Here is an 11109-nt window from a genome sequence, read left to right as displayed (position 1 = left end):
CGCCGGCCCGCCGCCAGCCCGGGCCTGACGCTAGGCGGCGGCGGCTTCATCCCAGCGCCCCAGGCTGGCCAGCAGATGCGCCCGCTGTTCGGCAATATAGGCGCGCAAAAACCCCTGATGGCGCTGCGGATCGAGCAGATTGAGCGCCGCCGCCGTATCCCCGCGCGCTGCGGCCACCCACGCATCGATCACCGGCCCGGCCACAATCGGCCAGCCCTGCCCGCCCAGTTTCTGGCGCAAACTTGCTGCCAGCGCCCAATCCTTGCGCACCACCGCTTCGGCAATCCGCGTCATCGTCACGTCAGGATCGCCCGCGCCGTCCGCCGCCAGGCTGCGCGCCAACTGAAAGGCGCGGGCCTGATCACCGTTGGCCAGCGCCAGTTCCCAACTGCGCCGCTTGATGCCCGCAGCCGTGGGATCGGCAACGCGGGCTTCCTCCATCAACCTCGCCGCCAGCCCGACCTCGTTATCAAGCACGGCGTAACGGCCGGTAACATAGGCGTGCAACGCGGAATCGCTGGGCCGCACCGGCTTGGCGGCGTGGGCCGCTGCGGCGGAAAGCGCCAGCAAGGCGGTGAAGGTGAGGGCGGCGCGCATCTGAGGGCAAGATGGCGCGGGCGATGGGGATTGTCGAGGGGGGGTTGACCAGGCCCGCTCATGCCGAGCTTGCCTAGGCACGGCGCGAACTGTGAGGCCGGTGCTTGGGGGCGCGGCCGGCGGCAGAGCCGCCGAGTCCGCGTGGGGTGTTAAGGGAGGAAGGAATTAAGGAAGAGCGTGGCCGAGCCACGCCGTCGGACGAGTCAAAAAGGGCGGCTTGAGAGCCGCCCTTTTCGCTCGCCGTCCGTGTTTGCCGGAGTCGGCGCGCGGCGCGCTCGCTCGCCCGGCTGCACATTACATATTCGGGTAATTCGGCCCGCCGCCACCCTCCGGCACCACCCACTCGATATTCTGCGTCATGTCCTTGATATCACACGTCTTGCAATGCACGCAGTTCTGCGCGTTGATTTGCAGGCGGGGCTTATCCTCCTCCAAACCCACGATTTCATACACGCCGGCCGGGCAATACCGCTGCGCCGGCTCGTCATACAGCGCATAATTCACCTCCACCGGCACCGACGCATCTTTCAGCTTCAGGTGGCAGGGCTGGTCTTCCTCGTGGTTGGTGTTGGAGAGGAACACGCTGGAAAGCCGGTCAAAACTGAACACCCCATCCGGCTTGGGATAAACGATCCGGGGCGCGTCGTCTTTCTTGCGCATGTGGATGTTGTCGGGACTCAGCTTGAAGGTGAACGGCAGTTCATAGCCAAGATATTCCAACCACATCATCACGCCGCCCACTGCGGTACCGATAAAATTGCCGAATTTTTCCACGGCCGGCAACACGTTGCGCACCATCTTGAGCTCTTCGTAAATCCAACTTTTCTTGTAGGCGGCGTCATATTCCAGCAATTCATCGCCGCCGCGCTGGGCCGCGATGGCGGCCACGGCGCATTCGGCGGCCATCATGCCGGATTTCATCGCCGTGTGGCTGCCCTTGATGCGCGGCACGTTGAGGAAACCAGCCGCGCAGCCGATCAAGGCGCCGCCCGGGAAGGCCAGTTTCGGCACCGCCTGCCAGCCGCCATCGTTGATCGCGCGCGCGCCATATGAAACGCGCCGTCCACCTTCCAATATGGCGCGGATCGCCGGGTGGGTTTTCCAGCGCTGGAATTCCTCGAACGGCGACAGATGCGGATTGTCGTAATTGAGCCAGACCGAAAAGCCCAAGGCGACCTGACCATTGGCCTGATGATAGATGAAACCGCCGCCGTTGGCATCGCTGAGCGGCCAGCCCTGGCTGTGGATGACCCGGCCCGGCGCGTGGTTTTCAGGCTTTACGTCCCACAATTCCTTGATGCCGATGCCATAGATCTGCGGCTGGGAATCCTTGCGCAAGTTGAAACCGTTGATGATCTGCTTGGAAAGATGCCCGCGCGCACCTTCGGCTAACAGCGTGTATTTGGCATGGATTTCCAGTCCGGGTGTCCAACTGTCTTTCCTGGAACCGTCCTTGGCCACCCCCATGTCGCCGGTGGCAACGCCTTTCACGCTGCCATCGTCGTTGTACAACACCTCAGCGGCCGCAAATCCCGGGAAAATCTCCACACCGGCCGCTTCGGCCTGGCCGGCCAGCCAGCGCGTCAGGTTGCCCAGCGACACCGTGTAACAGCCCTTGTTGTTCATGAACGGCGGCAACAACGCGTGCGGGATTTCGTATTTCTTTGCCTCGGTCAACACCCAATGGTGGTTGTCGGTGACCGGAACGGTGAGCGGCGAGTCCATCGTGCGCCATTCAGGCAGCAATTCATCGAGCGCGCGCGGATCGACCACGGCGCCCGACAGGATATGCGCGCCGATTTCACTGCCCTTTTCCAGCACGCACACCGCCAGTTCCACACCCAGCCGCTGTGCTTCCTGCTTGGCCCGGATCGCGGCTGACAGGCCGGCCGGCCCGCCCCCCACGATCACCAGGTCATAGGGCATGGATTCGCGTTCGCTCACTGATCTTTCCCCATCCTTGCGCGGGCGCATCGCCCTGGCGCAGACTTGCCATTGATCAACAGATAGCCCGGCGGCAATGGCTTGACCAGACGGGGCAGAGTGTTGCTTTGTGCCATGGTGACGCTCCCTTCCGCCCCCGCCCCCGCCCACGATCCTGCTGCCGCGCTGGCCTTCCTCGTCAGCGCCGGGGCCGACGCTGCAATGCAGGAAGCGCCGCGCCGTTGGCTGGAAGCGCCGCCGCCGCGCGCGCCGGCGATCACCGCCTCGCTGCCAGCGACAGCGCCGCCGCCGCCAATCTCAGGGGCCGCCTTTACCCCTCAGTTAACCCCCAAGTTAACCCCGCATGCGCCAAGCCCGCGTGTTTCGCCCACGCCCGGCGATCACCCGGCCCGCGCGTGCTCCGATGCGCCGGCGCTGCTTGCCCTGCTCGGCCGCTTTCCCGATGCCCGCGCCCGGCCGCCGCTGCTGTATCATGGCGCGCTCGAAGCCCGGGTGTGGGTGCTGATCGACCGCCCCGACGCCGATCCCACCCACCGCGAAACGATCGACCGCATGCTGGCCGCCATCGATCTCGATTGGAGCCGCGCCGCGCTGGTGAGCCGCCTGCCGTGGCCCACGCCCGGCGACGGCGAACCCACCGCCAGTGCAATTGCCCGCTTCACGCCGGTGCTGGAACGGCTGGCCGAAGTGGCGCCGCCCACCCATGTGCTGGCGCTTGGCCAGATTGCCGCCGATCTGGCCGGCCCGCAGGCGCGGCTGGGCAGCAGCCGCGGCCGCTGGTTCGATTGGCGGGGCGCACGATTGCTGCCGTCGATCCATCCGCGCATCATGACGGGCAACCGGGAATTGCGCGAACAGGCCTTCGCCCATCTGAAACTGTTCCGGGCGGCCATCGCATGAAACGCGCGGTGCTATTGCTGCTTTTGGCCGCCTCCCCGGCAGCGGCCATCACCGTGCCAGCGGCCTTGTTGCCCCCCGCTCCGCCCACCCCGCCGCCGATCATTACGCTGCCGCCCCCCGCCGCGCAGCAGATGCAGACGGTGACCGGCTTTCGCACCGGTATCACACCCGGAATCACTCGGCGTCAGCGCATGGTGCCGCCGCAATTGATCGAAGGCGAACGCGCCGCCTTTCGCCAGATCTTCCTCGATCTTGACGCCGGCCGCTTCACCGCGGCCGAACACGCGCTGGCCGCCCTGCCCGCCAGCCTGCTCAGCGAAACAGCCCGTGCCGCGTTGATCGTGACGCGCGGGGCCGGCAAGCTCACGCGCGCGGAACTTGCGGCGTGGCTCACCGCCAATCCCGATTTGCCGCTGTCTCCCAAGGTGGCGCGGCTGGCCGAGGCCATGCCCGGTGCCGATGCCGCGCCGCTGCCGCTGTTGCCCGAAGCCCGCCCCTTCCGCACGGCGACCAGTTCCGGCAGCAGCCCCGTTTTTCGCACCGAGGCCGCGCCCGCCGATGGCGAATTCACCGCCCGGCTGAAACCGCTGCTCGCCGCCGATCGCAATGACGAGGCAGAGCGGTTGTGGTTGGCGCAGGCGCCGCTGCTGTCACCCTTTGGCCGCGCCGACATGGCTGCGCGGATCGCGTGGAATCATTACCGGATGGGCGATGATCCCGCCGCGTGGCGCATGGGCCTTGAAGCCGCTGCCGGGCTGGGCCAGGGTGCATCCGACGGGGCGTGGACGGCCGGGCTGGCCGCCTTCCGACTTGGCCGCTGGCGCGATGCCGCCGAAGCCTTTGATCAAGTGAAAATGGGCCGCGAGGATCTGCGCGCCGCCGCCGCCTTCTGGGCCGGGCGCAGCTGGGGCCTGGCCGGCGTCGAGGCCAATCGCACGGCGCGTCTCGGGCAGGCGGCCACCTCGGTCGCCAGTTTCTATGGCCTGCTTGCCCGCCGCACGCTGGGCCAGGATCAGGGCCTGAACTGGCGCGAACCCGATTTCATCACGGCCGATTGGAATTACCTCAAAGACGTGGCCGGTGCCCGCCGCGCCGCCGCGCTGGTTGAAATCGGACAGTTGGGACTGGCGGACCGCGAATTGCGCCACCTTGCCGCCACCGCTCCGGCCGATGCCTATCCTGCAATCCTGCGGCTGGCGGCCCGGCTCGATCTGCCCGCCACCCAATACAGCCTCGCCGCCAAGCCGCCGCTGGGGCTGGTGGCGCCGCTGTCGGCGCGTTACCCGGCGCCCGATTGGGTGCCGTTTCGCGGCTGGCGGGTGCCGCGCAGCCTGGCCTTTGCCCACGCCCTGCAGGAATCGGCATTCATCACCACCGCCACCAGCCGCACCGGCGCCAAGGGCCTGATGCAGTTGATGCCCGACACCCGCGATCTGGTGAACCGCCGCATCATCAGGGAAACCCCCGACGCCGCAAGTGTGGTGGGCGACATGGCCGATCCGGCGTATAATTTCGAACTCGGCCAGACCTATCTCGAAGTGCTGGGCCGCATGGGCCTTACCGCCGGCCTGCTGCCCAAAGTGATCGCCGCCTACAACGCCGGCCCCGGCGCGGTGCAAACCTGGAACCGCACGCTCGATGATCAGGGCGATCCGCTGCTGTTCATCGAATCCATCCCGTACCGCGAAACCCGGCACTATGTCGAAATCGTGCTGCGCAATTTGTGGATATACGAACTGCGCGACGGGCAAGCGCCGGCCTCACTCGACGCCATCGCCCAAGGCCTATGGCCGCGCCTGCCCGGCATCGGCGGCGAACTCGCGGTGAAACGCAATCCGCTGCCGATCCGCCCCCGCCCTCAGCCCGGCAGCTTCACCCCCGAAGCCTGGCCCAGCGACGACCGCGCCGTGGCCGGCGGCAAATAGGCGCCATTATTGCCGCCCGGCGATGCTGGGCCGACTGCTTTGACGGTCGTTGAGCGGGCGAAATCCATGCACCAGGATTGACCAGAATCGTGTCGCCAGCCGCCGTCAGCCGCCGGACACGGCCGCCAACGTCCGGCACTGCCAGTCCAGCGGCGGTGCCGTGCCGGCAGCCAACCCGGCAATATGGTCACCCGTGCCATCGTCGCAGTTCCGCACTCGCCGTTCTGCCACCATGACAAACCGGCACGAGAAAGCGTAGCGTGCGCCATGCCCCTTGATGAGTCGCTCGCCTTCGTGCCCCTGCGCATCGCCGCCGCGACGGTGAGCGACACGCGCGTGGCTGCCACCGACACATCGGGGGACACGCTGGTTGCCCGCATCACCACTGCGGGCCATGTCCTCGCCGCTCGCGCCATTATCCGCGACGAGGTGCCGCCGCTGGTCGTGCAGATGAACGCGTGGATCGATGATCCCGGTGTGGATGTCATCATCACCACCGGCGGTACCGGTGTCACCGGGCGCGACGTCACCCCCGAAGCCTTTGAACAGATTATCGAAAAACCCATCCCAGGCTTTGGCGAACTGTTCCGCTGGCTCAGTTTCCAGACGATCGGCACCTCCACAATCCAGTCCCGTGCCTGCGCCGGGTTGGCGCGCGGCACCTATATCTTCTGCCTGCCCGGCTCCCCCGGCGCCGTAAAGGACGGCTGGGACGGCATTCTGGCCAGCCAGCTCGATGCCCGCCACCGGCCGTGCAATTTCGTCGAACTGCTGCCCCGTCTGCGGGAACGCTGAGGCGTGCGCTATTTTCTCGACTGTGAATTCAACGGCTTCGATGGCCCGCTGATCTCCATCGCGCTGGTGCCGGAGGCGGAAAGTCATGGCGATTTCTATGCCGTGCTGCCCTGTCACCGCTCTTTGCGGTGGGTGGAGGCGCACGTGATGCCGAAACTGGGCGCCCCAGCGCAAAGCCGAGCCGATGTGGTGGCGGGCCTTGCCGCATACCTCGCGGACGATCCCGAACCGTTGCTGGTCGCCGATTGGCCCGAAGATATCGCCCACGCTGCAGCGCTGCTGGTATACCAAGGCCGGCGCGCGGTGCCACATGTGCGCTTCGACCTAATCAACCTGCAAGGCTTTGAAACCGCAAGCATAAGCGCCCACCCCCACAACGCCTTGGCCGATGCCCGGGCCCTGCGACGCGAAGTGTTGACCCGCGAAGCGCGGGCGCTGGGCAATATCGCGGCCTGAGCCAGCGCTGGTTTGCCGTGCTCGTTCCTGTTACGATTTTAAGCGGGATGAGGGGCATGGGGTGGATTGGCTGAGAATTTCAGGACTGGCGGTCACCCTGCTGATCTTTCCCTTATCCGCGACGGAGACGAACAGGATGCATCAAGCGCAAGGCAGTTTTGCCGTGACGATCACGCCGCTGCCAGCCGATGACCTCGGCTACAGCCGTATGACGTTGTCCAAGCAATTTTCTGGCGATCTTGCTGGCACCAGCAACGGATTGATGTTGTCAGCTGGCGATCCCGCCAAGGGTGAAGCCGGCTATGTCGCCATCGAAGTGGTGGCAGCCACACTGGCCGGTCGGGCCGGCGGTTTCGCGCTCCAGCACAGCGGCACCATGGCAGCAGGCGGCCAGCAACTGGCCATCGCCATCGTTCCCGGATCGGGTAGCAGCGCCCTCGCTGGCATCAGCGGCAGCATGACCATCCGGATCGAAGGCCGCGCGCATTTCTACACACTCACCTATGCTCTGCCGTCCGCACCCTGAAACGTTCGCAGTCGCTGGGCGTCAGCGCGGCAACCGCTGATAGCGTTCGAGGCGTGGCGGCTCTGCCTGCCATTGCCCTTTGGCACCGATGGCGCGGCCAGCCTCGAACAAGCGCCGCAACGCGGCTGGTTCAAAACTGATGGCGCTGGGTTCTTCAACCTCGTCAGGCAGATAGGCGAGATGGTATTCGGCCTGGGCGGTGCGCGCCATCGTGTATATTCGTTCCACCGACCGGAAGGCGATGGTGCGCAGCATCTCGAGAACGCTGCGGCCAATGATGCTGATGCTGTTGGTACCACTCAGCGTCGTGTTTGCCACAAAGCTCACATGACCATTGACGATCGTCCAGACATGCTCGTTGCTGCCGCGCGGATCAATCATGTAGCTGCGGAACAGGATCGCCTGCGTGATTCCGCCATCAACGTGCATGGCGGGCGGCCCGCCTGACTGGCGGATGTACACCGGTGAAAACACGCCGGGAATGGCAGACGAAGCCGCGAGGACCTGCCGATAAAGCTGCAGTCGATTGGCCTCCCCGGACGCGGCGATGCGCCCCATGTCCCACACGGTCGCCACGCCATTGTCCAGGTTGGTGGTTCCCACATACAGCCGGCGACCCTTGCGATGCTCGGCAGCAACATCGTCAATCACCTGCTGCGTCACCATTTCCGCGATCATCCGTTCCAGCGGGCGGCGATCATACAGCGATGCGCGCTTGGCAAAGCCGATGATGCCGCGCCGCTTCATCACATCCTTTTGGGTAATCTGCGTGTAGGCGCGGGCCAATTCCGCATCGTGCGCCGGCCCCAGAAAGGCCAGCGTCGCCATCAGCGCACCGGTGGAAATGCCGGTGACGACATCGAACTGGGGCCGTGTGCCGGCCTCGCTCCAGCCCACCAGCACGCCGGCACCAAAGGCACCGACCGATCCCCCACCAGACAGCAGCAGCACATCATTGCGCTTGCCCAGTTGCCTCGCGGGCGGCGGATCACCCAGCGGCGTGCCGTTCTCGTCGGCCGCCGAAACAATTGCGATGCGCGCCAGTGCGGGCACGTCATAGACCGACGGCTTCGGCCGCGTGGCACAGCCAGCCAAAACCAGGAAACCAAATAGAACCAGTGAAAAACGCGTCAATACGATTCCTTTACTTTACGCTGTCAAACATTTGCAGTTCTTGCATTGCTCGCGCAAAGCAATTTTCAACTGCTTGCCTGCTGCGGTGTGCGGCAGGTTGGGGCGATCAGCGCTTCGTTCAGCGTCAACCACTTGGCAATCGTGCCATCGATCCATGCCGGCACGCCGTCTTGGTTCACCGCCGCGCCTTTCATGGGCGCCAGCATTAGCAGGCGCCCGTCTCGATTGGGACAATGTACACCGATCACACAGGCTTCCACTACACCGCGCACGCCGGCGGCATCACATCCTTAGCCCGATCGACAATCTCCATATAGCCGATCGCATCAAGCGTGGTGACATCGCCCGTATCGAACCAGGCATCGACAGCGAGGGCGGAAGTGCAGTCACCTTCAAAGTAACCACCGTCCGCCAACACCCTACTCTAAAAAGATAAATTATACAATTCATTCATTATGCTGGGTCAGAAAGCCATTACATTGGTATTTTATTTATTAATATCCCTGCAAGTTGAATATTTGTGCATCTTGTTAACGAACCAGTGAAATTGATTCGCCCTGCATCCGTCAGACTTAAAAACCGGCACACTTAAACAGTGGGAGGGGATTTATGGTCAACCCTGACATGGACAAGCTCAACGCTCTGGTTGGCAAAATGCTGGGCGACCTGGGAGGAGCATTCAGCGTGCCGACAGTCCGCATCGGCTTCAAGCTTGGATCGTTCAAGGCGCCGGCCGAAGCCAGGCCGCTCACCGCGCCTTCACTGGCCGAGCACACCGGCCTTGACGAACGTTATGTGCGCGAATGGGCGATGGCTCAGGTCGCCTACAGCTATGTCAGCCTCGACCCCGCGCAGCACAGCTTTTCCTGACGCCCGAACAGGCCATGGTGTTTTCCGTCGAAGACAGCCCGTTCTATCTCGCCGGCGCCTTCGATTTGGCTGCCGCCATTGTTGAAGGCCAGTCCAAGGTAGAAGACGCTTTTCCGAACCGGGCAGGGCGTGACTTGGGGAGACAGCGCCGGCTGCCTGTTCTGCGCTGCTGGTGCGTTTTTTCGCCCTGGTTATGTCAACGCCACCGTGCATGCTTGGCTGCCTTCGCTCGACGGGATGGTGCCCGCGCTGGAGCGCGGCGTACGCGTCGCCGAGATCGGCTGTGGCGTCGGCTTTTCAACTCTGTTGATGGCCAAGGCTTTCCCTAAAAGCGAGATCATCGGATATGATTTCCACGCTTCGTCCGTCAAGCAGGCCAATGCCCACAGCGCCGCTCACGGCATGGCAGGCCGGGTACGGTTTGAAACCATGGCCGCCAAGGACATCCAAGATCGTGATTTCGACCTGGTCACCATGTTCGATTGCTTGCACGATATGGGCGATCCGCGCGGCTGTGCCGTCCATATCCGAACCATGCTCAAACCCGATGGCCGCTGGATGCTGGTTGAGCCCATCGCCGGCGACACCCCGGCCAGCGCCATCGGTAACCCCGTCAGCCGGCTGTATTACAACGCTTCGACCATGATTTGCGTGCCGACAGCGCTGGTGCAGGAAGTCGGGGAAGCGCTCGGTGCGCAGGCCGGCGAGGCCAAGCTGACCGAGGTGCTGACAGGCGCTGGCTTCAGCCACGTCCGCCGCGCCACCGAAAGCCCCTTCAACATGGTGCTCGAGGCTCGGCCCTGAACTGCCCGATCTATCACACACTGGGGGCGCGCCACCGTGCCGCCTGACGGGGCGCCTGTGCCAAACGGGCGCGGCTGCACTAAATCAGGCCGTCGGCAGCTTGTAGTCTCTATACTGCTCGCGCAGTGCCACTTTGAGCAGCTTGCCAGTAGCAGTATGCGGCAGGCTGGCGACAACGATGACGTCGTCGGGGGTCCACCACTTGGCGATCTTGCCATCCAGGTAGGCCAGCACGCCATCCTTTGTCACCTCCGCGCCGTCCTTGGGCACCACCAACAGCAACGGGCGCTCGTCCCATTTGGGATGGTGGACACCGATCACGCAAGCTTCCGCCACGCCAGGAGCGCCAACGGCGACATTTTCCAGATCAATCGATGACACCCACTCGCCGCCGGACTTGATGACGTCCTTGGCGCGGTCAACAATCTGCATGTAGCCGAGCGGATCCAGCGTAGCGACGTCGCCTGTGTCAAACCAGCCATCGGAATCGAAAACGGATGAGCCGTCACCCTTGAAATAGCTGCCCACCGTCCACGGTCCGCGCACCAGCAACCGGCCAAAGGCGATACCGTCACGTGACTTTTCCGCGCCATCGTCATCAACGATCTTCATCTCGACTCCGAAGATGCCGCGACCCTGCTTGATACGAATATCAAGCTGTTTGTCATAACTCATTGCATCTGTTTCTGGAATTCCAACGCCAACTGTGCCGAGCGGCGACATCTCCGTCATTCCCCACAGTTGCAAAACCTGCACGCCAAGCTTGTCATAGGCTTCGATCATGGCGCGCGGCACGGCCGAGCCGCCAATGGCCGTTCTGTTCAATTTTCCAAGGGTTTGGCCAGTTTTATCAAGATATTGCATCATGCCCAGCCAAATGGTCGGTACGGCCAGCGCCAGGTCCACCTCTTCCTCGATGATCAGTTTGTGCAGCGTGGGCGGATCAAAATTAGGCCCGCCCATGACCAGCTTCGCGCCGGCCAGCGCGGCTGTATAGGGAATGGACCAGGCATTGGCGTGATACATGGGCGCGATCGGTAACACCGTGGTCCGCGCGCTCATCCCGAAAGTATCGGTAGCTGCTGCGGACATGGCGTGCAGCACATTGGACCGGTGGCTGTATTGCACGCCCTTGGGATTACCAGTGGTGCCACTGGT

14 protein-coding genes are annotated in these 11109 nt (G+C 64.0%); 7 read left to right on the top strand and 7 right to left on the bottom strand.

Annotated features, from left to right (window positions below):
- Positions 1-30: 30 nt before the first annotated feature.
- On the bottom strand, positions 31-597 hold the full coding sequence (locus tag ACESL8_RS11835) for a hypothetical protein (RefSeq protein ID WP_372919101.1): 567 nt from the start codon (positions 595-597) through the stop codon (positions 31-33).
- A gap of 294 nt (positions 598-891) precedes the next feature.
- Entirely contained in the window at positions 892-2541 is a 1650-nt protein-coding gene (locus ACESL8_RS11830; protein WP_372919099.1) for an electron transfer flavoprotein-ubiquinone oxidoreductase, read from the bottom strand.
- 114 nt (positions 2542-2655) lie between these two features.
- On the opposite strand from ACESL8_RS11830, the gene ACESL8_RS11825 reads away from it, so the two are divergent.
- Together ACESL8_RS11825 and ACESL8_RS11820 are read left to right on the top strand one after the other, a co-directional pair.
- Entirely contained in the window at positions 2656-3441 is a 786-nt protein-coding gene (locus tag ACESL8_RS11825; protein ID WP_372919097.1) for a uracil-DNA glycosylase family protein, read from the top strand.
- On the top strand, positions 3438-5366 hold the full coding sequence (locus tag ACESL8_RS11820) for a lytic transglycosylase domain-containing protein (protein ID WP_372919095.1): 1929 nt from the start codon (positions 3438-3440) through the stop codon (positions 5364-5366). Before ACESL8_RS11825 ends, ACESL8_RS11820 begins: the two co-directional genes overlap by 4 nt.
- Before the next feature lie 105 nt (positions 5367-5471).
- On the opposite strand, the gene ACESL8_RS11815 is transcribed toward ACESL8_RS11820, so the two are convergent.
- Positions 5472-5600 carry a hypothetical protein gene (locus ACESL8_RS11815; protein WP_372919093.1) on the bottom strand — a complete coding sequence of 43 codons (129 nt, stop codon included), beginning with the start codon at positions 5598-5600 and terminating at the stop codon, positions 5472-5474.
- 33 nt (positions 5601-5633) lie between these two features.
- On the opposite strand from ACESL8_RS11815, the gene moaB reads away from it, so the two are divergent.
- The 3 genes from moaB (at position 5634) to ACESL8_RS11800 (ending at position 7143) form a co-directional block, all read left to right on the top strand.
- Positions 5634-6161 (top strand): molybdenum cofactor biosynthesis protein B, encoded by a 528-nt coding sequence (gene moaB, locus ACESL8_RS11810; RefSeq protein WP_372919091.1) that lies wholly within the window; start codon positions 5634-5636, stop codon positions 6159-6161.
- Positions 6162-6164: 3 nt separating this feature from the next.
- A complete protein-coding gene (locus ACESL8_RS11805) occupies positions 6165-6617 on the top strand; it encodes a hypothetical protein (RefSeq protein ID WP_372919089.1) in 453 nt (150 codons plus the stop codon).
- Positions 6618-6753: 136 nt separating this feature from the next.
- The gene (locus ACESL8_RS11800) at positions 6754-7143 is read left to right on the top strand and encodes a DUF3224 domain-containing protein (protein ID WP_372919087.1); all 390 of its coding nucleotides are present in this window, start codon (positions 6754-6756) and stop codon (positions 7141-7143) included.
- A gap of 21 nt (positions 7144-7164) precedes the next feature.
- Here ACESL8_RS11800 and ACESL8_RS11795 read toward each other — a convergent pair whose 3' ends face one another.
- The 3 genes from ACESL8_RS11795 to ACESL8_RS11785 form a co-directional block, all read right to left on the bottom strand.
- On the bottom strand, positions 7165-8277 hold the full coding sequence (locus ACESL8_RS11795) for a patatin-like phospholipase family protein (RefSeq protein ID WP_372919085.1): 1113 nt from the start codon (positions 8275-8277) through the stop codon (positions 7165-7167).
- Between the two features lie 65 nt (positions 8278-8342).
- Complete coding sequence (locus ACESL8_RS11790; RefSeq protein ID WP_372919083.1) at positions 8343-8483, bottom strand: hypothetical protein; 141 nt, start codon at positions 8481-8483, stop codon at positions 8343-8345.
- A 53-nt stretch (positions 8484-8536) separates the two neighbouring features.
- A complete protein-coding gene (locus tag ACESL8_RS11785) occupies positions 8537-8695 on the bottom strand; it encodes a hypothetical protein (protein ID WP_372919081.1) in 159 nt (52 codons plus the stop codon).
- 191 nt (positions 8696-8886) lie between these two features.
- Between ACESL8_RS11785 and ACESL8_RS11780 the strand changes: the two genes are divergently transcribed.
- Positions 8887-9147 carry a hypothetical protein gene (locus ACESL8_RS11780; RefSeq protein ID WP_372919079.1) on the top strand — a complete coding sequence of 87 codons (261 nt, stop codon included), beginning with the start codon at positions 8887-8889 and terminating at the stop codon, positions 9145-9147.
- A gap of 207 nt (positions 9148-9354) precedes the next feature.
- Positions 9355-9951 (top strand): class I SAM-dependent methyltransferase, encoded by a 597-nt coding sequence (locus ACESL8_RS11775; RefSeq protein WP_372919077.1) that lies wholly within the window; start codon positions 9355-9357, stop codon positions 9949-9951.
- An 84-nt stretch (positions 9952-10035) separates the two neighbouring features.
- Here the strand turns inward: ACESL8_RS11775 and ACESL8_RS11770 are convergent.
- On the bottom strand, positions 10036-11109 hold a 1074-nt coding region (locus tag ACESL8_RS11770; RefSeq protein WP_372919075.1), incomplete at its 5' end, for an AMP-binding protein.

The sequence above is a fragment of the Sandarakinorhabdus sp. genome (genome assembly GCF_041689835.1).
Taxonomy (GTDB): domain Bacteria; phylum Pseudomonadota; class Alphaproteobacteria; order Sphingomonadales; family Sphingomonadaceae; genus Sandarakinorhabdus.
Note: the sequence above shows the minus strand (reverse complement) of the source record. Positions and strands in the feature narration are given on the sequence as shown.